Source organism: Paenibacillus sp. EB106-05-06-XG162, assembly GCF_058791655.1.
The window spans coordinates 605,526-626,167 of sequence record NZ_JBYTDT010000001.1; the positions used below are offsets into that span (position 1 = coordinate 605,526).

Annotated in this window: 21 protein-coding genes and 1 pseudogene; 17 read left to right on the forward strand and 5 right to left on the reverse strand. The window is 47.1% G+C overall.

Going from position 1 to position 20,642, the window contains the following annotated elements; all coding sequences use genetic code 11:
* Positions 1–67: 67 nt before the first annotated feature.
* The gene (locus AC3WU2_RS02470) at positions 68–637 is read right to left on the reverse strand and encodes a helix-turn-helix domain-containing protein (protein WP_018756514.1); all 570 of its coding nucleotides are present in this window, start codon (positions 635–637) and stop codon (positions 68–70) included.
* 191 nt (positions 638–828) lie between these two features.
* Here AC3WU2_RS02470 and tdh point away from each other — a divergent pair, with 191 nt between their 5' ends.
* The 10 genes and pseudogenes from tdh to AC3WU2_RS02520 all read left to right on the forward strand — a co-directional run bounded on the left by tdh (position 829) and on the right by AC3WU2_RS02520 (position 10,810).
* Positions 829–1,884 carry an L-threonine 3-dehydrogenase gene (gene tdh, locus AC3WU2_RS02475; RefSeq protein ID WP_492450948.1) on the forward strand — a complete coding sequence of 352 codons (1,056 nt, stop codon included), beginning with the start codon at positions 829–831 and terminating at the stop codon, positions 1,882–1,884.
* Between the two features lie 39 nt (positions 1,885–1,923).
* Positions 1,924–3,102: a glycine C-acetyltransferase gene (locus tag AC3WU2_RS02480; protein ID WP_492450951.1), complete on the forward strand. Its 1,179-nt coding sequence runs from the start codon at positions 1,924–1,926 to the stop codon at positions 3,100–3,102.
* Positions 3,103–3,193: 91 nt separating this feature from the next.
* Positions 3,194–3,952, forward strand: coding sequence for an AAA family ATPase (locus AC3WU2_RS02485; protein ID WP_492450953.1), 759 nt, complete (start codon positions 3,194–3,196; stop codon positions 3,950–3,952).
* Positions 3,953–4,009: 57 nt separating this feature from the next.
* Positions 4,010–4,513: a GNAT family N-acetyltransferase gene (locus AC3WU2_RS02490; RefSeq protein ID WP_492450955.1), complete on the forward strand. Its 504-nt coding sequence runs from the start codon at positions 4,010–4,012 to the stop codon at positions 4,511–4,513.
* Between the two features lie 187 nt (positions 4,514–4,700).
* Complete coding sequence (locus AC3WU2_RS02495; RefSeq protein ID WP_492450957.1) at positions 4,701–4,832, forward strand: DUF4269 domain-containing protein; 132 nt, start codon at positions 4,701–4,703, stop codon at positions 4,830–4,832.
* A 243-nt stretch (positions 4,833–5,075) separates the two neighbouring features.
* Positions 5,076–6,329 (forward strand): MDR family MFS transporter, encoded by a 1,254-nt coding sequence (locus tag AC3WU2_RS02500; RefSeq protein ID WP_492450959.1) that lies wholly within the window; start codon positions 5,076–5,078, stop codon positions 6,327–6,329.
* Positions 6,330–6,675: 346 nt separating this feature from the next.
* Positions 6,676–7,368 carry an HAD family hydrolase gene (locus AC3WU2_RS02505; protein ID WP_492450961.1) on the forward strand — a complete coding sequence of 231 codons (693 nt, stop codon included), beginning with the start codon at positions 6,676–6,678 and terminating at the stop codon, positions 7,366–7,368.
* 153 nt (positions 7,369–7,521) lie between these two features.
* Positions 7,522–8,007, forward strand: coding sequence for a DnaJ family domain-containing protein (locus tag AC3WU2_RS02510; RefSeq protein ID WP_492450963.1), 486 nt, complete (start codon positions 7,522–7,524; stop codon positions 8,005–8,007).
* A 391-nt stretch (positions 8,008–8,398) separates the two neighbouring features.
* Positions 8,399–9,559, forward strand: a pseudogene (locus AC3WU2_RS02515) (family 8 glycosyl hydrolase); the annotation flags it as partial.
* A gap of 42 nt (positions 9,560–9,601) precedes the next feature.
* Positions 9,602–10,810 carry a CBM96 family carbohydrate-binding protein gene (locus AC3WU2_RS02520; RefSeq protein WP_492452161.1) on the forward strand — a complete coding sequence of 403 codons (1,209 nt, stop codon included), beginning with the start codon at positions 9,602–9,604 and terminating at the stop codon, positions 10,808–10,810.
* A 71-nt stretch (positions 10,811–10,881) separates the two neighbouring features.
* Here the strand turns inward: AC3WU2_RS02520 and AC3WU2_RS02525 are convergent, their stop codons facing one another.
* The 3 genes from AC3WU2_RS02525 to AC3WU2_RS02535 are packed head-to-tail and all read right to left on the reverse strand — an operon-like array spanning position 10,882 to position 13,456.
* Positions 10,882–11,664 carry an ABC transporter permease gene (locus tag AC3WU2_RS02525; RefSeq protein ID WP_492450965.1) on the reverse strand — a complete coding sequence of 261 codons (783 nt, stop codon included), beginning with the start codon at positions 11,662–11,664 and terminating at the stop codon, positions 10,882–10,884.
* A gap of 5 nt (positions 11,665–11,669) precedes the next feature.
* Positions 11,670–12,476 (reverse strand): ABC transporter permease, encoded by an 807-nt coding sequence (locus AC3WU2_RS02530; protein ID WP_492450968.1) that lies wholly within the window; start codon positions 12,474–12,476, stop codon positions 11,670–11,672.
* A complete protein-coding gene (locus tag AC3WU2_RS02535; RefSeq protein WP_492450970.1) occupies positions 12,473–13,456 on the reverse strand; it encodes an ABC transporter ATP-binding protein in 984 nt (327 codons plus the stop codon). Before AC3WU2_RS02535 ends, AC3WU2_RS02530 begins: the two co-directional genes overlap by 4 nt.
* 238 nt (positions 13,457–13,694) lie before the next feature.
* Here AC3WU2_RS02535 and AC3WU2_RS02540 point away from each other — a divergent pair, with 238 nt between their 5' ends.
* Positions 13,695–14,507, forward strand: coding sequence for a class I SAM-dependent methyltransferase (locus AC3WU2_RS02540; RefSeq protein WP_492450972.1), 813 nt, complete (start codon positions 13,695–13,697; stop codon positions 14,505–14,507).
* A gap of 265 nt (positions 14,508–14,772) precedes the next feature.
* On the opposite strand, the gene AC3WU2_RS02545 is transcribed toward AC3WU2_RS02540, so the two are convergent.
* Positions 14,773–15,528, reverse strand: a complete 756-nt coding sequence (locus tag AC3WU2_RS02545) for a hypothetical protein (protein WP_492450974.1) — start codon at positions 15,526–15,528, stop codon at positions 14,773–14,775.
* A 109-nt stretch (positions 15,529–15,637) separates the two neighbouring features.
* Here AC3WU2_RS02545 and AC3WU2_RS02550 point away from each other — a divergent pair, with 109 nt between their 5' ends.
* The 6 genes from AC3WU2_RS02550 to AC3WU2_RS02575 all read left to right on the forward strand — a co-directional run bounded on the left by AC3WU2_RS02550 (position 15,638) and on the right by AC3WU2_RS02575 (position 20,458).
* Positions 15,638–16,567, forward strand: a complete 930-nt coding sequence (locus AC3WU2_RS02550) for a GNAT family N-acetyltransferase (RefSeq protein ID WP_492450976.1) — start codon at positions 15,638–15,640, stop codon at positions 16,565–16,567.
* 18 nt (positions 16,568–16,585) lie between these two features.
* Positions 16,586–17,281, forward strand: coding sequence for an SDR family oxidoreductase (locus AC3WU2_RS02555; RefSeq protein ID WP_492450978.1), 696 nt, complete (start codon positions 16,586–16,588; stop codon positions 17,279–17,281).
* Between the two features lie 31 nt (positions 17,282–17,312).
* Positions 17,313–17,750 carry a GNAT family N-acetyltransferase gene (locus AC3WU2_RS02560; protein ID WP_492450980.1) on the forward strand — a complete coding sequence of 146 codons (438 nt, stop codon included), beginning with the start codon at positions 17,313–17,315 and terminating at the stop codon, positions 17,748–17,750.
* Between the two features lie 24 nt (positions 17,751–17,774).
* Positions 17,775–19,115: a GNAT family N-acetyltransferase gene (locus AC3WU2_RS02565; protein ID WP_492450982.1), complete on the forward strand. Its 1,341-nt coding sequence runs from the start codon at positions 17,775–17,777 to the stop codon at positions 19,113–19,115.
* Between the two features lie 165 nt (positions 19,116–19,280).
* Positions 19,281–19,820, forward strand: coding sequence for a GNAT family N-acetyltransferase (locus AC3WU2_RS02570; protein WP_492450984.1), 540 nt, complete (start codon positions 19,281–19,283; stop codon positions 19,818–19,820).
* 182 nt (positions 19,821–20,002) lie between these two features.
* Positions 20,003–20,458, forward strand: a complete 456-nt coding sequence (locus AC3WU2_RS02575) for a GNAT family N-acetyltransferase (protein ID WP_492450986.1) — start codon at positions 20,003–20,005, stop codon at positions 20,456–20,458.
* Positions 20,459–20,642 lie beyond the last annotated feature (184 nt).

A 20,642-nucleotide genomic window follows, 5' to 3' on the forward strand; every position in this document is an offset into this window, starting at 1 on the left:
TGTATGCGATAGAAAAAGGAGCGACCTTGTTATAAAGGTTGCTCCTTTCTTGTATGTATATCTCACGCTATCTTCTATTCGACGATGGATAGTGAATCAGCGTCGTATAACGAATCGCCTTATCGGTATCGTTATAATACGTATGCGGCTGGTCCGCAGCGAATCGAATGGCCAGGCTTGGCTTCAAGGTATACGTCTCGCCCCCAACTTCAACGCGCAGTTCGCCTTCCATCACCATAATGAACTCCTCAACGCCCTCATAGTGAGCTTCGGACGTATGCGAGTTGCCAGGTTCAATGACGACATTGTAGACTTCAAATCCACGGTCTTGCTCAAAAGGGAAGATCGGATAGGCACGGTATGCGCCGTCTTCTTCCACGAGTGGTGTCGTATCCTCCATTTTCACCAGGGTGACCTGGGGCGTGGAGTCCTCCATCAAGGTGGCGAAGGAGATGCGAAGGCCGTTGACAATTTTCCATAGAATCGAAATCGTTGGGTTGGTCTCCCCGCGTTCAATCTGCCCGAGCATTCCCTTGCTGACCCCGCTTAATTCAGCGACGGCATCCAGGCTAAGCTTTCGTGATTTGCGTATATCTTGCAAGTTCTTACCGATTTTCTGGTGAATTTGTTCCTGCATGGTTGTCTCCTCTCAGCTTCTTCACACGAACTTTAAAAAAATCATCCAAATACATGCAAAATAATAGTGCAAAATAACGCACAAATGTGTAATATATTATACATAGGAAGATTGAAGTTGATGAATATAGGATGAATCGGTGAAGCCGTATTTACTCTATTTTATGAGAAAAGATGGAGAGGGGCAATCAAATGTTGAGCGGAAATATGATGGGGTTAGTAAAAGATGAGCGAAAGCCCGGTACCGTGTATAAAGAAGTACCTATTCCTACCTGTGGCCCCCATGATGTACTTGTTCGTGTTAAGACATCGTCCATCTGTGGGACAGACGTCCACATTTACAAATGGGATGAATGGGCATCGAAAACGGTTGTAACGCCGAACGTATTCGGGCATGAATTCGCTGGGATCGTGGAGGCGGTCGGGGAAGAAGTCACGAATGTAAAAATCGGAGATTACGTATCGGGTGAGGGGCATGTGGTATGCGGTCTCTGTAAGGCATGTCGTACCGGAAATGCGCATGTATGTAAGCATACGAAGAGTTTCGGGATTACGATTCCAGGCTGCTTCGCGGAATACGCGATCGTACGTGCAAGCAACATTATTCATAATGATCCGAAGCTGCCCTATGAGATTGCATGTCTGCAAGATCCATTGGGTAATGCCGTACAGACGGTCCTTAGTGGAGATATCGTAGGGAAGAGTGTGGCGATTATCGGCGTAGGGCCGATTGGGCTCATGGCGGTTGCGGTTGCCAAAGCGTGCGGCAGTGGTACGATTATTGCTGTAGATATTAATCCGTACCGCTTGGATATGGCCAAGACGATGGGTGCGGATGTGATTGTTAATAGCAGTGAAGCATCATCAATTGAGGCGATTATGGAAGCGACGCACGGCGAAGGAGTCGAGGTGATTCTGGAGATGTCAGGTCATCCGCAGGCGATTCGGGATGCTCTGAAAGCGGCTTCACCTGCGGCACGTGTGTCTCTGTTAGGAATTCCTACGAGAGAAGTGTCCATTGATTTGGCAGAGGATATTATATTTAAGGGGCTGCAGGTGCATGGCATCACAGGCCGTCGGATGTATGATACATGGTATCAGGTCAAAGGCTTGCTGGAGTGCGGACGCATTGATTTGAAGCCGCTTATCACACATTACTTTACACTCGACCAATATGAAGAGGCATTTGAATTGATGATGTCTGGCAAATGCGGGAAAATTGTATTCAAGCATGATCCTGAATTGTAAGACGCTGCATATTTGAATATAAATGAGGAGGTACTTCAGATGAACGGATTTGAAGTGATTGCACAGCAGTTGCAGAGCTTGAACGAAGCGGGGCGCTATCGTCCATTGACGGTGTGGGAGGATGGATCGGACGCATGGATGACATTACAGGGCGGCAAGCGCGTGCTGCAGATGTCTTCCAACAATTATTTGGGACTTACACATCATCCGAAATTAATGCAAGCTGCTATTGCGGCGACGGAGAAGTATGGGGTAGGCGCAGGCTCGGTTCGCACGATCACGGGCACGCTCGCGATTCATGATGAATTGGAGCAGAAGCTCGCGGCTTTCAAAGGAACGGAAGCAGCGCTGGTCTTCCAATCCGGATTTACGACGAACCAAGGGGTATTAGGAACGATTCTTGGTGCAGATGATGTCGTCATTAGCGATGAACTCAATCATGCGAGCATTATTGATGGTATTCGTTTGACGAAGGCAAGTCGCCGTATCTTTGCCCATAAAGATATGAACCAGCTGGAAGCGGTATTGAAAGAATGCGGATCCTTCCGTCAAAAGGTTGTTGTGACCGACGGCGTATTCAGTATGGATGGGGATATTGCGCCATTGCCTGCGATTGTAGAACTAGCGGAGCGTTATGGTGCGCTTGTCTATGTGGATGATGCACATGCGAGCGGTGTATTAGGGAAGCATGGCAAAGGCTCGACCGATCACTTCGGTCTGAACGGGCGCGTACATTTCCAAATCGGAACTTTGTCGAAGGCGATTGGCGCTGTAGGAGGTTACGTTGCGACGGCGCAAGTCGCGAAGGATTATATGATCAATAGTGCGCGTGCCTTCCTGTTCAGTACGGCACTGCCGCCGTCTGTCGCAGCCAGCTGTATTGCGGCGATCGAGGTGCTGCAAGGCGAGCCTGAGCTAACCGAGCGCTTGTGGCTAAATGCGAATGGATTCCGTACGAAGCTGCAGCAGCTTGGATTTGATACGGGAGATAGCGAGACCCCGATTATCCCGATCATCGTCGGGGAATCCGCGCGGGCGCTTGCCTTCTCGAAGCGATTGCTGGAGGAGGGCGTATGTGCGCAGGGTATCGTCTATCCAACGGTGGCGATGGACAAAGGCCGCGTGCGACTGATCGTAACGGCGCAGCATACCGAAGAAGACCTGAAGTTTGCAGCCGATGTGTTGGAGCGTGTTGGGCGCGAGTTCGGATTGATTTAATAGGTATGCCAAAGACCAAGTGCAGCAGCGCTTGGTCTTTTTTATTTTCCATGTGTGATATGATAGAGGGAACAAGAGGGAGGGGGAGCCGATGCGTAGTTCTGCGCGAGACGCTTATCTCAGAGATATTGTATTTCATCGACAAGGTGTGCCATCCATGGATCATTATCCATTCAACCTGCCTGTGCTGAAGGGACTGGAGGGGCTCCCTTTTCATCCGAAGGTCACGTATATTGTCGGTGAGAACGGCATGGGCAAATCCACCTTAATGGAGGCGATTGCGGTTGCGCTCGGCTTTAATCCCGAAGGGGGGACGCTGAACTTCACGTTCTCTACCCGTGCAACCCATTCGAATTTGTATGAATATATCCGCCCCGTACGTGGGATGCGTAGGCCGCGTGACGGTTTCTTTTTCCGAGCAGAGAGTTATTATAATCTGGCGACGAACATCGACGAGTTGGATGAACAAAAAGCTTCAGCTCCTCCCATAAAGGATTCATATGGCGGAAAATCACTGCACGAGCAATCGCACGGTGAATCGTTCTTCGCGACGTTTATTCATCGTTTTGGCGGGTACGGATTATATATCTTAGATGAGCCAGAGGCAGCGTTGTCGCCGCTTCGACAGATGTCGATGTTGTCCCGCATGCATGAGCTGGTGCAAGCCAACTCTCAATTTATCATTGCAACGCACTCCCCGATTCTCATGGCGTATCCAGATAGCGTGATCTACAATTTGACGCCGAATGGGATTGAGCGGACAACGCTGGAAGAGACGGAGCATTTTATCATTATGAAGCAGTTCATGAATAACAGAGAGCGGATGCTGGATGAACTGTTTCGCGACTGAGGTGGTTGATAATATTTATTAGAGAGATTTGGATGCCGAGGGGCGGTGAACTAAGAAATGGTCACGCATAGAGATCTTCTGGACAAAGATGTTGTGCGCATATGTACCTTTCCACAAAATGCGGTTGAATCGTTCTACGCAAGTCCTAAGTTTCGTTATCCTTGGACCCCTGATCAAGTGATGAAAGTCGTAGAACAACGCCGAAGCCCAACGGTTGTCGTAGATTCTGAGGATAAGACGATCGCTTATTCGAACTTATATGATTTTGATCTGGAAGAAGGCTGCTGTTGGCTTGGAAATGTGCTCGTCTCACCTGCCTATCGGGGAAAAGCTGTCGCATCCTTTTTAGTTGAAGTCATGATGAAGAGAGCTAGGGATGAACATGGTTGTACGAGAATGAAGCTCTACTGCCACAATACGAATACAAAAGCATTACTTCTGTATAGCAAGCTAGGCTTTAGACCCTGTGGTTCTAAAATCGTCTTGAATCATGAGGGACAGCGCATTGTAGCGATTGAAATGGAGAAAAATCTGATAGAAAGTCCTGTCGCGTCCTCGTAAAGAGGGCGTTTTCTATGGACTTGGGGGAATTGTATGACGGATCATCTTTCTTTTAACTTTACGACTCTAGCGTATTTGGCTCAGGGGAATTCAAGACAGCGGGAAGTCTATCGGGTTTTAACCGAGCTCAGAATATGCACTACGCTGCAAGCCTAAGCGGGAGATCCGGGAACTCAAGCAAAATGGCTTGAAGACAGAGCCTGCTTTTGCGAAATGGTTGAACCTTGACGGAGATCCCTATGTGGCTTTGTTAGCGATGTATGATTGGAGCGATGAGAAGCTGCGGCAGTTGGTGGCGTCACGTAAGCAGATTAGCTAAATAAGCAGGGTAGATTTCATGAAACAATCTATACAATACGAACAAAGACGCTCTCACATAAGAGCGTCTTTTTATGGTTTCGAACAAACGTTCGTTTTGTGGAGCAGTTTAATTAAAAATAGGTTACCTCGATTTCCATATTATTAGTATAACTTGGGAAAAATTATAAGTCTATATTTAATTTTTTTGGTGCCTTATTATAGGAATACCTGGCCGGGGAAAATGTGGAGAAGAGGCGATTGATTGAAGTTGCATGTATGGGATGTTAATTTGAAAATTCGCCTAATCGGCGAGGCTCTGTTCAATTTGTTGTATTGGATGTACTTTCCTTTCATTACGGTCTACTTTAGCGAAGCGTTAGGTAATCAGACGGCAGGGATGTTGATGACGATTCCGCCGCTCATTGGTATACTTGGTAGCATGGTTGGAGGGAGTCTAGCTGATCGATTGGGACGTCGTCCCACGATGTTGGCAGGTGCTTCCCTTAAAGCAGTTATGTTCGCATTGTTTGCGCTGTCCAGTTCCAGTTCGCATTGGGTTAATTATTTCGCATTTATTGGCGTTGGATTAGGTGGTGCCCTCTATGGACCTGCCAGCGACGCGATGGTAGCGGATCTTATTCCCGATAAGGACCGACGGCAGGTGTTCGCTACGTTTACGACAGCTAATAATATTGGTGCTGTATTAGGACCCGCATTAGGGGCATATTTTTTCTTTCATTATCGAAGTGAGCTGCTATGGACCTGTACAATGGTTATGCTGCTCTACGCTATTGCAATCTTTCTAAGAATTCGCGAGAGTAAGCCGGATACCACCCAGAAGGTTCCATCCAATGCAATTTTAACTTCGATCCAAGAACAATGGAAAGGCTATGGCATCATCTTTCGGGATAAAATATTTGTCCTTTATATTCTGGCAGGCGTCTTCTCCGTTATCACAATCATGCAATTGGATCTGTATCTAGCGGTATATATCACCCAAGAAGTCCCATCGCAATCCCTATTCCATTGGCATGATTGGTCGCTCCGGCTTACGAGTACTGAAGTATTGGGATGGATTCTGGGGTTAAATGGGCTGCTGTTCGTTCTATTTGTCTTACCCGCTACAAAGTGGTTAAATCGCTTAAGAGATCGCGACGTGTTCATTCTGTCATCAGCTCTAGCTGGGGTGGGGATGTTCGCCATTGGATTGACAACGAACATTTGGTTATTGTTCCTCATCACAATTGTGTTTACATTTGGAGAAATCATACGCTCTCCGGTGACCAATAACTTTGTAAGCCAGTATGCCCCTGTGAACGCTAGAGGGCAATATATGGGGGCAGCTAGATTGCAATACACGATTGGAAGATTCGCAGCACCCTTGACCGTTTTTTTATCGGCATGGGTGCCTCCAATGGGCGTGTTTACCTTCATCCTTGTCTGTGCACTCATGAGTATCGTTCTTTATATTAGGCTTTTTAAGATCTATCCGTATAAAGATCCTGCATCCAGATAGGAATGAAGGTAATCGGAACATACCATTCCAGCCAAATGTACGGGCCAAGTGTTTGCAGCGCTTGGTCTTTATTAGCTACAATAACATAGAGAAAAAGATGGATCATAGTAGAAAATGAACGAATCCACAAGTGCTGAGGTATTGGAGGAACGCATATGGCATGGGGTTTAGAGATAACCCGAGAGATGAAAAGGTTACCAGGTGGACGGTATTTTTAGCGGTTATGAAGGAGATATGAGCGGAAACAGGATTCGCAATCCTTTGTTAAAATCGAAGATTATGACTGGGAGAGCTACATAGAAAGCTAGAAGAGGTTCAACAAGTAACAAGAGTGGAGGAAGAAATCATGTACAAAGCCATTATATTTGATTTGGATAATACCCTCTTAAATTATTCATTAAGCGAGCTGGATTCGATGAAAAGAACCGTTCGCGATCACCAATTATTAGCCGATGGAGAGATGGAATGGGGGGCGTTTTGGGCGACCTATACCAAGCATAACTTTAGGCATTGGATGGACTTCGTCAATAAAACCGGCACGCATCAATCGATCGAAGATGTCCTGATTAGTTCTTTCCGAGACACCTTGAACATGAATCCATCTCAGCATGAGATGTTATCGTATACGTATTGGAATCATTTTTGCAATACCTGTTATTTTGAAGGCGGGGCGGAAGAAGTGCTGCACTCCTTGAAGTCCCAATATAAGCTGGGGATTATCTCGAATGGTATTGGTGATGCACAGCGAAAAAGGCTAACCGTAGGGAACGTCCGTGACATGTTCGAGTCAGTCATTGTGTCAGATGAAGTTGGCGTAAGGAAGCCAAGAAAGGAAATTTTTGAGCTTTCGCTGAATGAGCTCGAATTATTCAATCACGAAGTATTGTTCATTGGCGACTCGTTGTCAGATGACTATCATGGGGCGAAAAATGCAGGGATCGACTTCTGCTTCTACAATCGCGACGATATTCAGATGACGAGTGCATATCAGCCGAAGTATGTTGTTAACGAATTGCAGGAGCTGCTGAAGGTTATTTAATGCATATGAATGGCTAGTTTCAATTGTCATTGGATTGCCATATAATCTCTTGGGCCCAATCTCACTGAAGATCCATCGCACCGTATAATAGATACCATATACCATAATGTGGAATTAGTGTGCGAGTCTGATTTTTATAGGGAGTGTGAATTCATGTTCTGGAAAAGGTGGAAGTCGCATCAAGAACCCTCGACAACGCCAGTGATCCAAGAGGGGAATAAGCAGAGCCCATCGAGTGAATCGAACACCGAGTCGATTGCGAATGAAGAGGTTCGTGAGGAGCTTGGATACATGTCCGTGACAGAGCTAGCGATTCGAGATTATGAGCGAAAAGGTGGATTTCAAGATTTACCAGGTAAGAACAAACCGCTCGAAGTTTCCCAGGGTGATGTCCTGCATTCGGTCCTTAAGACGGCGCATGTGCTGCCTGCGTGGCTGGAATTGCAGCATGAAATTCGTGATGAAATACGGTTGCTTCTGGAGCAACAAGATGAGCAAACGCTGATGAATATGAACGAGCGAGTGGATAAGATTAACCAAAAGATCGGCAAATATAATCAACTCGTCCCGAGCAGTCTATTCCAGAAGCGGAAAGTGTCAGCGGATTCGCTACATGAGCAATATGAACATTGGATGTGAGCATATCGCGTACGATAATATGTGCGAGGGGCAGAAGGAATTCTGCCTCTTTTTGTCGATAGGGATCGCCGTAATTGTTGCAGATTGTCGAATAGCAATTCCCTAAAATTTACAAAAAAATTGCTATGAAAATCTAAAAATGTGTGATAACGTAGTAGCGAATAGATGTCTATTTTTACCTCAAAAGTTAAAGCGCTTTAACTTTTGAGCAAACACAATGAAGGTGAGACTAGCCGCTGATTTCGTTTTTTATGCTAAAAAATGAAGGAGAGTTGTGATGGACACGACAAGAACGTTGTACAGGAAACCGAGGGCATTGCTTTTAAGTTTGCTTTGCTTTGCGATGGTGGCTGCCTCGCTTATCGTCCCGGCTGGACAGCCAAAGGTGCATGCGGCAGGTGAAATGAAACCGTTCCCACAACAGCTGAGTTATCCCGGGATTATAAAGCCGAATCATGTGAGCCAAGCTTCGATGAATGCTTCCGTAGCTGCGTATTATGATTATTGGAAAGGTAAACATCTTAAGAATAACCTGTCCTCGCTCCCTGGCGGGTATTACGTGAAGGGTGAAATTACAGGAGACGATGATGGCTTCACTGCCCTGGGGTCATCGGAGGGCCAAGGGTATGGGATGGTCATTACCGCCCTAATGGCGGGCTATGACTCGAATGCGCAGACGATCTATAACGGGCTCTTCAAAACGGCAAGAGCATTCAAAAGTAAACACAATTCCAATCTGATGGGCTGGATTGTCGCAGATGATATTAATGCGCAAGGATTTTACCCTTCGGCGACGGACGGGGATATGGATATTGCTTATTCGCTCCTATTGGCGGATCGTCAGTGGGGCTCGAATGGGTCTGTGAATTATTTGGCTGAAGCTAAAAAGATGATTAATAATGGGATCAAAGCCAGTTACGTGACGACGAATAACCGATTGAACTTAGGGGATTGGGATGCGAAAAATGCGCTGAACACGCGTCCATCTGACTGGATGCTGTCGCATCTGCGGGCATTCTATGATTTTACGGGCGATCAGACGTGGTTGAATGTCATCGATAACCTGTACAGCGTCTATACGCAGTTCAGCAATACGTACTCCCCGAATACGGGGCTGATCTCGGATTTCGTCGTGAAAAATCCGCCGGAGCCGGCGCCCGAAAATTATCTAGAAGAGTTCAAAGAGACGAACCAGTACTTCTGGAATGCATCACGGGTGCCGCTTCGCATCGTCATGGACTATGCCCTGTACGGGGATACGCGCGGTAAGACCATTGCTGATAAGATTGCAACGTGGATCAAAGGCAAGACATCCGGCAAACCTGCGAATGTGAAAGATGGGTATCAAATGAATGGTACGGCGATCGGCAGCTATGCATCGGCTGTCTTCGTCTCACCATTCATCGCGGCAGGGACGACGAATACAAGTCATCAGGCTTGGGTCAATGCTGGATGGGACTGGATGAAGAACAAGAAAGAAAGCTACTACAGCGATTCGTATAACCTGTTGACGATGCTGTTCCTGACAGGCAACTGGTGGAAACCGACACCAGGAGGTGTTGCGGATACGCAGCCGCCGACTGCGCCGACGAATCTGAGTGCGACGGCAACATCGAGCAGCCAGATTAACCTGACATGGTCTGCCTCCACGGATAATGTCGGCGTTACGGGATACCGCATTCTAAGAGGCGGTACACAAGTAGGCACATCGACCGGGACGTCTTACAGTGACACGGGATTAAATGCGAATACACCGTATAGTTATGTGGTGCAAGCGTTGGATGCAGCGGGGAATGTGTCTCCGAACAGCAATACGGCGACGGCCACGACGCAAGCTGGGACGCCGGGGAATGGAACGAACTTGGCTCTGGGTAAAGCGGGAACAGCCAGCACTGTCGAGGGAGCTGGATTTGAAGCTTCCAAAGCGTTCGACGGTAATGCAACGACGCGTTGGGCGAGTCTGGAGGGAGTTGATCCGCAGTGGATCTATGTCGATCTAGGCTCCGCGCAATCGATCAATAAGATTCGGTTGAATTGGGAAGCGGCATATGCTTCGACCTATAAAGTTCAAGTCTCAACAGACAGCGGAACGCCAACAAATTGGACGGACGTCTATTCGACGACATCCGGTAAAGCGGGCGTTCAGGAAATTACCTTCTCAGCACGTAATGCCAAGTATGTTCGCGTATACGGCACGTCGCGCGGGACGGCTTATGGGTATTCCCTCTATGAGTTCGAAGTCTATGGACCGGAGTCGACTAGCTTAGACCCAGGCGTTCCGCAGTTGCAGATCCCTGTCACGTTGTCGGTGACCCAAGATACCTATTCGCGTGGCGGCGCCTACAGCAATGACAATTACGGCACGGAGACCTCCTTGACGGTGAAGAAGAGAACGACGAATCAAGACGTGAATCGCGAAGCGTACTTGAAGTTCGATACCTCATCGTTAACGGGGACGGTAAATTCGGCCATTCTGAAGGTATATCTCGTCAATTTCCATAGCAATACGACGTCGCAAGTTCTTCAAGTGCAGGGGATCAACAGTGATACATGGGATGAATTGACGCTGAATGCAAGCAATCAGTCGACGGAAGCGGGTACGCTGCTTGGTTCTGAGACGTTGAGTACAGCGGGCGCTTACGTGAGCTTTGACGTCACGGCGTTCGTGAAGGGTCAGACGGATGGTGTCGTCAGCTTCCGGCTTGTCGGAGCGGATGAGGATACGGGGGCGAATTATGCTTCCAAAGAGCATACGAATGCTGCTTATCAGCCTGTGTTGTTGATAAATGGTGGCGGGCAATAGTTGATAAGTAAAAACACTCCCCATAGCTTTGGCTAAGGGGAGTGTTTGGCATGATGAAGTAATTCAACCCCTCAAGACCCCGTCGAACGATAATGCCGAACTCCGATCCGCCAGACGAGCAGGCACGGAATCAGGAACAGAATCCCTACGAGCGGGATCAGTGCATAGAACGGACTGTCACTGCCTTCACGGCCGACAATGTAGGTGAGCGGCAAGTAATTGAAGCAGGCGAAAGGGATGACGAAGGTGAAGAAGCGCTTGACCCATGTCTGATAAATGCTTAGCGGATATTGCGTCATTTCACGCCCGCCGTCGGTGAAGATGTTGGCGATCTCCAGACCCTGCACGGTCCAGAAGCTGATCGATGCCGCGAGAATGAATATCCCGGTGAAGATGAACACCCCGCTAACACACATCAATACGAGGGTTAGGGTCTTGAGCAGTGTCCAATCGATCTCGATATGTGTCGCAGCCCAGATGAGCATAACAATGCTAAGTACGAGTCGTCCGATGCGAGCGAACTCGAAGCGCGTTCCGAGAACCTGTACGACGGTATTGCGCGGACGGACGAGTAATCGGTCGAAATTACCGCTCACGACAAGACTGGAGAACGTATCGAATCCCCGCGCGAAGCATTCCGTAACCGAGAATGCCACATATGTTACTGCGAAGCAAAGAGTCACCTCGTAGAAGCTCCACCCTTGAATTTGCCCGAACCGTTCGAACAAGAAGTACAACGCCGCGAACGAGGTGAAGGGAGTCAAGCACTGTCCTAGCATCAGGAGCAAGAACGAGGTACGATATTGCATTTGTGATTTGAGCTCGAGCCCCATATATTTGAAGAAAAGTCTCATATCGATTAACCTCCCTGCACAACAACGCGCTTCAGCGCTCTGTCCATGGTGAATTTGCCGAATAGGATGAGGGCTGCTAACCAGAGGCACTGTGCGAGGATTCCGGTTAAGGCCTCAGCCTTCGATATATTTCCTGTGAATACACGGAACGGAAAATCAGCGGTCCAATGAAAAGGCAGTATGTACACAATTTTCTGCATCCAATCAGGCATTAGCGGTACAGGAATAATCAGCCCTGCGAAAAATTCCCCGAATATACTAAACAACAAGAGCGAACCGGCAGGAGACATCGTCACGAAGACGGAAATATAGATGAGCATCGAGAGCGCGACGATCATGAGTAGTCCAATCAAGAGCGTAGCGAGAAACAGCAGGCCGGAGACGATATCCGGGGGCAATTGAAGCCGATAGGGTTCAGGTAGAAAGGCGACGACGATAAGAATGGGGAAGCATCTGAGCAATGCGCTGGACAGTCGTTGTGCCAGCAGTTTGGCGTACCAGAGTCCGTAAATCTCACTAGGTCTGCATAGCTCATAGGCAATATTGCCGCTCGTGATCAGTTGGAATAACTCGTTATCTCGAAGCCATAGAACAATTAATGCGAGAAAAGCTTGTTTGAGCCACGTATACGTAATGACTTGGGAGAGCGTCATTGACGGGGCTTCACTGGCATGGGCATAGAAGGCTTGAAAGATCATGATGAATATAAAACCGAAGAAAAATTGCGTGCCGACACCAGCAAGAGCTGCTGCACGGTATTGTAGACCGTTGCTAATTCGTAAACGGAATACGGAGAGATAGGGCTTCATCATAGCTCATACTCCTTGTACATCTGTACGATGATATCCTCAATTGGCTGGGTATCGATGGTGACATCTAGCAGTTCGACTTGTGAGGATAGACGAGTAATAGCGTCTGAGATCAGAATTTGTTCCGTATCTACACTAAGGATTGCACGATCAGGGGTCCATGAGAGGAGCGATGCACCGGGAATATCGAGGGGGTTCGCATTTTCGCGATATTCTGCCGTGATGGTCCTTCGTGTCCCGAATTGACCGCGAAGACCTTGGACGCTGCCGTCATAGAGGAGCGTTCCTTTGCCGATGAGCAGGATGCGATCTGCAAGGGCTTCGATATCATTCATATCATGTGTGGTGAGAATGACGGTGACGCCTTTTTCTTTATTGATGGTCTTGATAAAATGACGCACGGCGATCTTCGAGACGGCATCGAGGCCGATCGTTGGTTCGTCGAGGAACAAAATGCTCGGACTGTGCAGGAGTGAAGCGGCAATCTCGCAACGCATACGCTGTCCAAGACTGAGCTGACGCACCGGGGTGTGAATGATGCCGCCAAGATCCAGCGTATCGACGAGCAGTGTAAGATTGTCGCGATATTCTGCCTGCGGAATATTGTAGATGTCGCGCAGCAGCTCGAACGAATCCATGACAGGGACATCCCACCACAACTGCGAGCGTTGTCCGAAAACGACGCCAATGTTCTTGACATATGGCACGCGGTCTAGCCATGGGGTATACCCATGAATTGTGCAGGTTCCACTGTCTGGTACGAGAATCCCGCTCATAATTTTGATGGTGGTCGATTTGCCGGCGCCGTTAGGCCCGATATAACCGACGATTTCACCGGGAGCAATAGAAAATGAGATGTCACGCAGCGCTTCCACGTTCGTGTATTCTCGGTGGAATAGCGATTTAACCGCATGCTTGATACCTGATGGGCGCTTCGCCACCAGGAACGATTTACTGATTCCGTTTAATGTGATCACTTCCATAACCCTCCATTCTTGGTCAAGTGACAGGAAGAAGATATTATCATTTCCAGATGCAGGATGTCAATCATAAATTTATAAGCAGAAATTCGGCTTAACACCGGGCTTTTCACTCATGAAAGGAGAATGAAGATGGAATGTCAGATTCGAGCGGTATTTTTTGAAATTAGTAAAATTTAGGTTGTCGTGAGGCGGCGCTGAAGATATAATAGATAAAATTTCCAAATAAGGAGGACTTGCGATGAACGAAATTATTCGGTATTATTCGGCTTTTGACGAGTGGGGAAGATTGGATCGTGAGCCCCTCGAATATTTGGTGAATTGGCATTATATCCAGAAGTATCTTCCGCAGACCGGTACAATATTGGATAACGGAGCAGGCCCGGGCAAATATGCCATGGCAATCGCACGGCAGGGCTATCAAGTGACATTAACGGATTTGACGCCGCGGGTTGTAGAGCAAGCTGAAGCAAAGGCGAGGGAATTCGAACTTCATGATCAATTCGAAGGATTTCATGTGCGGGACGCGAGACATCTGGAGGATATCCCGTCAGAATATTATGATGCAGTGCTTATGCTCGGCCCTTTATATCATTTGCAGACGGATGCAGACCGAATAGCTGCGATGAAGGAGTTATATCGTGTAACCAAACCTGGTGGTGTGGTATTCATCGCCTTGATGACACGAATTCGCAAGCTGCAGACGGCGTTATTGTACCCAGACATGTGGAAGCCGCTCGACCATATGGATTCGATCAAGTCTTTTATGGAGACAGGGATTTTTAACCACCAAGATGAGGGGCGCTTCACAGGTGCATATTTCTATCCCTTGGAAGAGATTAAGCCGTTCATGGAATCTAGCGGGTTCGAGACGATCGAGCTGATAGGGTCATCCAGCATTGGCGGACGGTTCACCGAGGAGAACTGGAACGATTGGCGCAGCCGTGGGGAAGAGGAGTTTAATCAGATGATGGAGCTTCTCTATCAATACGCCACAGACCCATCTATCCTTGGCATCTCATCGCATTTGCTCTATATTGGCCGGAAGAGATAGCCTTTCTTGAATTTGTATAAAAAAATGATCGATTCAAAGAGAAAAATCGGGCATATGGCGTAATGGATGAGTAATAGGATATAGGAAAGTATAGGGCGGCTTCTTCTCGTTGTGAACGGGAAGGGGCCGTTTTTTGCTAACGGTATGATGTGTAGAGTTGATTATATTTATTTTTTCCTTATGAGCGTGTGTTGAATAGGTTTAGAATAGAAGTATCTCTAGGCAAAAGAAAAAGAGAGCATGCACGCGCATACTCTCTTGATTTCTATGATGTGGTTTTCTGAATTTTCGCAGGATTGTTGATTTTGTAAGGTACAGGGTGTTTGGTTAGCTTCTTGGCAACGATTTTGGCATCAAACGTAATCGTGTCCCCAACTTCCAGCTCGAATTTCTTCAGTGTTGCACTATGACTTGACCAGGCAACGCCGACTTCGAGCGGAGGGTCGATAATGGCTACGGCTTCGTAAATGACCACTTCATCTTCCGTATCAGAGAAGTTATTCGGCACCGTGGTGAATTCTTGGACGGTAGCGGTCATTTTCACTTTCTCTTCCGGTAGTTCTAGCTTAGGTGCCTTACCCTTTTTAGCCTTGGTCTTGGTTGCAGCTACCTCGACTTGAGGTGCTTCGACTGCTTCTGCTTTGGGCTCTACCTGTGCAACCGGTTCTTGCGACTGCTGTTCTGGTTCGGCTTGCTCGGCGACTGTCTCTAGTTCAGGTTCATTGGATTTATCCGTCGCTGCTGTGACTCTCGACCCGAAGGTGGAAGCCTGCATCTCCTTCAGATAGGAGGGGTGAATGCAGTGCAACTGCTCTGGGCCTAGTTGAATGACGGCAGTCAAGTCATCGACGTAACCGATAATGTCACAAGGTTGATTCATGCCGCTTCCTTTGTAGTAGAAGGTTTTGGTTTTCACGGCTTTGTCGGATAAAAGGCCCCATTCTTTGCATTTGTCCATTTGTTCGATTTCGTTCTCGAAGGCTGTATATGTAGTGGGCTTAATGATAAATGTCATTTCCATTCGTTTTCTCCGCCTTTCTGGTTTTAACGGTTCTATTTTACCATGATTTCATAGAATTTCATCATTCGAATGGCTCGAACGGTGAGATATTAAGGGAGGAATACATACCATGGTGTCTGAAAATATCAAAATATATACATTATCGAGCGATTATTCCATTCAGAGTGCAGACCCTGAGGAATGGGGGATTTTTTGCTCCGTATATTATAACATGGCGTATAATGGCTTTTTTAGAGAGGAGACGTATGTCGCTTCAGGAAGTCCTGCCTATTGGATTTGTAAAGGGGATACCAGAATAGGCGGTGTACGGATGGGTCCGAATCGGATTTACTATTTGTTCTTCATCCCGCCGTTCCATGATGCACCTCAAGTGATGAAGGGGCTTAAGCAGCTATTGCTTGCATGGTCGGATCGAAGTCAACCGATAAAAGCTTTCGAAGTGCTCCCGGATCAAGTGGATTTGTTCGCACGTGCAGGATTCTGGCCTGATACGTTCCGATGCCGCTGGATGCAGCGACCGACGGAGCATTTTGACGTAGTGTGGGGAGAAGAATTGCGGATTGATACGTTGCAGCGGGAAGAAAAGAGCGACGGGTCTTACCGCTATGTGAATGAACAAGAGATTACGGCGTGCGAGTACGCGAGCTTTGTAAGGGGGCTTGACGCGACACGGAGAGGACAACTGGCGAAGGAAGATCATACGCCGTCCGTAGACCCGAATTATACGAATGAAGTATTGATGAACGCCTCGACGCTCGTCTATGACAAGCAGACGAATGAACTAGTTGCGAATTGTCGTATCGGGTTGCAGGGAGATTATGCTGCCGTGTATTCAATTGGTGTGCTTCCAGCGTATCGGGGGCGTGGACTTGCCAGCTTGATGCTCCAGCGGGCGCTATCGGAATTGAAAGGTTCGTACCCTCTGCTGCGGTTATATGTGATGCAGGGAAATGATGCAGAGTCGGTGTACTTGAATCTGGGATTTGTGCCAGGTCCGCTGGAAGTACAGACAATGGTGATCCCGCCGTTATCGGAATAGGGAATAGGAGATGAAGTTATGAATATAGCCAAAAGAGTCGTTATTACGGGTGTGACACAAGGATTAGGTCGGGCCATGGTCGATCGGTTCGATGAGCTCGGGTGGATCGTCCATGGTTGTGGGCGTTCGGTAAATAAAGTAGAGGAACTTCGAACGGAGTTCGCGAATCATAATTTTGAAGCGGTTGATGTTGGGAATGCGCAAGCGGTATCGCGCTGGGCGGATCAGGTGCTAAATGCGTTCGGTGCACCAGATCTGCTGATCAATAATGCGTCCATCGTGAACAGGAATGCACCGATCTGGTCGATTTCGGACGAAGAATTCGCGGATGTGATACGTATTAATGTGAACGGTACTGTGAATGTTATTCGATCCTTCGTGCCTGCGATGATTGATGCGCAGCGGGGAATGATCGTTAATATGAGCTCCGGCTGGGGGAGAGAAGGCGAAGCCGAGCTTGCGCCATATTGTGCATCCAAGTTCGCTATTGAAGGGCTGACACAGTCGATGGCTTTGGAATTGCCTGAATCGATAGGCGTTGTCGCCTTAGATCCCGGCGGCGGTATTCAGACGCCCATGCTAGCGGCTTGCGGGCCGCAATATATGTCCGGTTCTCCAACACCGGAGGCGTGGTCTCGTGCTGCAGTTCCCTATATATTGCGACTTTCGACGAAGGATAATGGCAAATCACTTACATGTCCACGTGTGGGATGAAATATACACATGCAATGAGAGGAAGATACAGATGGAATTAACGATTACGAATGCGTCGAACATGAACGATAAGGCTTATGTACGAGACAAAATGTTCGAATTTAACATGATGCATTTCCCGGACGATCTGAAGGGGAGGTACCAAGAGGTGAACCTGTTCCTGAAGGATGACGCAGGTCAAATCTATGGCGGGATCATCGCCGAGATTTGCTGGAACTGGATGGAGATCCAATACCTGTTTGTCGATGACGCCTGTCGTGGAGCGGGGTATGGGAAGAAGCTGCTCGCGGAGGCTGAGAAGCTGGCGAGAGAGAAACGGTGCGAATTTATGAAGCTGGATTCGTTAAGCTTTCAGGCGTTAGATTTTTACAGGAAGCTGGGCTTTGAAGTCTATGGGGTGATTGAGAACGCGGGAAGGCATACGCATTATTATTTGAAGAAGGATTTGGACGCATTCGGCGATCAATAATGTCTTCGAGATGAGGTGAAATCGATGTTTATAGCAGAGGGGCAACTTTCCATACGGAGAATGCGGGATCACGAGGAAGATTATGCGCTCATGTTCAAATGGTTGAATGATGAGAAATTGCTGCGCTATATCGAAGGGCCCAGTAAGCGGTATACGATGGAGCAGATTATTGCCAAATACGCTTCGCGGGCGAGAGGTGAGCATGACGTTACGCCTTGGATCATGGAATGGGACAATACAGCGATTGGGTATGTGCAATTCTATCCGCTACAAGAGGATGAAATAGAATTATACGAGGCGAAATCAGACCAGCCTCAATACGGCGTAGATCTATACATCGGCGAGACCGACTATTGGGATTCGGGGATTGGGACGACGGTATTAAAATCGGTTGTTCGGTATTTATTGACGGAGCAGGGTGCTGCTGACGTTTATATCGATCCTCAGACATGGAATACAAGGGCCATTCGAAGCTATGAGAAATGCGGGTTCAAAAAGGTTAAAGTGCTCACTGCACATGAATTGTTCGATGGCGAGTATCGAGATAACCAGATTATGCGTGTATCGCTGGATGAACTGAATATGCAAGTCTACTTGGATAACATCGTTACGTTGTTTCGGGACGAGCTACAGGACAATCTGGCGGGTATTTATTTGCATGGATCGCTGGCGATGGGATGCTTCAATCCGTCACGAAGCGATGTCGATTGTTTTGTGGTAGTCAGAGAGAAATTGACATTGGAAAATAACAAGCGAATCGCCCAATTGGCGCTATCTGTGCACGATGGGCTACCGAATACACGTGGATTCGAGTTCAGTATCCTATTGGAAGATTACCTGAAATCCTTCGTCTATCCGACGCCTGTCGAATTTCATTACTCGGACTATCACCGGGAGCGCTATCTGACAGATGAGAACTATCTGTGCGGAGGTTACGAAGATAAGGATGTGGCTGCACAGCTGATGGTTACCTACCATCGAGGGATTACATTGTACGGTACTCCTTTACGTGAGTTGTATGAGCCGATCGATCGTTCAGTGTACCTCGCCTCCATCCTGCATGATGTCGAAGAAGCAGCGCAAGATATTATCAATAACCCGCCAGCGTATCTAACGCCGATGTACGTAACATTGAATTTGTGCAGGGTACTCTATTATATCCGGGAAGACGTCATTGCATCGAAGCGTGAAGGTGGAGCGTGGGGCGTACAAGTACTACCTCAGCTTTATCAAGCTTTGGTTCAGCAATGCCTTGACGAATATAACGGGAAAATCGATCGAAGTGATGTGGAGCTATCGGAGTTGAGTGAGTTTATTCGTTATATGTTAGGTGAGATTCAGGTAGGAAACAGTTCTGCTTGTTGATTATGATGGTATGGTGTAGGAGCAGAACCAAGATGAGGTTTGTATGGTGAAATGTGTAATGTTGGAGAGGGTTCGCTGATATAGTGTAAATTGTGTGTAATGCGAAGTTCGTAAAAAAGACGTTATACGACAGAACGAAGTGATTATTTTCAAAGGAGCTAATTTATGAAGATTAAGGTGCAACTAACCAGTAAAAACGAAGCATATATAATAAAAAACTTATACCCTCTCTATTTATACGATTTATCAGAACATTATGTCAGATTTCCAAATATTCATGGAATTTACGAAGATAGTGATGACTTTAGAAAATTGAGTGATCAATATGAGGTTCAGAATATTTGGTGGGAAAAACCAGATTGTTTACACCCCTATTTAATTTTAGTAGAAGATAAACCAGCGGGGTTTATTCTCATTGCTACACCCCCACATTGTGCAGAGGGAATTGATTATTTTGTTAATGAATTCTTTTTACTCCGCCCTTATAGAGGTCAAGGTATAGCAGAACAGGCAGCTATTAAAGTGTTTGAACAATTTAAAGGGAGATGGGAATTGTTTACCAACCCATCTGAAAGAAACATTATAGGGCAAAGATTTTGGCGGAAGACCGTTTCTAATTATAGTAAAAAGAATTATGCTGAATTGTATGGAGATACTTTTGACGGACATAAACTGATTTTTCGATTTGATAATACAGAGAAGTAAGTTTTTGAGAGTATCTCAAAGTTCCGTCGTATAACACTGTTTTCCTACGGCGTCGCGTACGCTCCTTGGTCTGCCCGAGGCATTTCGAGGTAGAGAAGCCACTTAGCCTTTCGGGCTCAGGAACACAAGAACGTTATATGAAAGAACGGCAAACCATGCATCAAATGAGGGTGAATACTACGATGCTTATTGAAAGAGTTACTTATCCCGAACAGTACAATTTGAATTTGTTGTTAGACGATAGCATATCTGAGGGATATAAAATGGTTCAGAAATTACATGATGAATACACGGATGGAAGTAACAGGTTTAATAGATTCGGAGAATCTTTATTTGTAGCAATAATTGATGAGGAAGTCATTGGGATAGGTGGTTTGAATATTGATCCTTATCTAGATCTTATTGATGTAGGTCGAGTGAGACACTTATATGTTTTACCGAGGCACAGAAGTAGTGGCGTAGGAAAGAAACTCTTAGGGATGATCATTGAGGAAGCAAAGAAGTATTTTCGGACATTAACTTTATATACTGAGAATCCAGTTGCTGATAAGTTGTACAGAAATATTGGGTTCTCAAGAGCAGAAGGAATACAAAAAGCAAGTCACGTATTGAACTTGGAAGGAAAAGAAGGGATGTAAATGAAAGCGTCGGTATACCAAAGAAGGCCGATCCTTCATATAACAATGTGTTTACGCATCGAGGGACAAGCCCCTCGGTCCCGGAAGTAACGACGAAGAAGCGATTGCCGGGACACACCTGCACCACCTAACCGCATCGCGACCGGACCTAAAGGTCTTTAGGTGGTGAGGCGTCGTGAACACG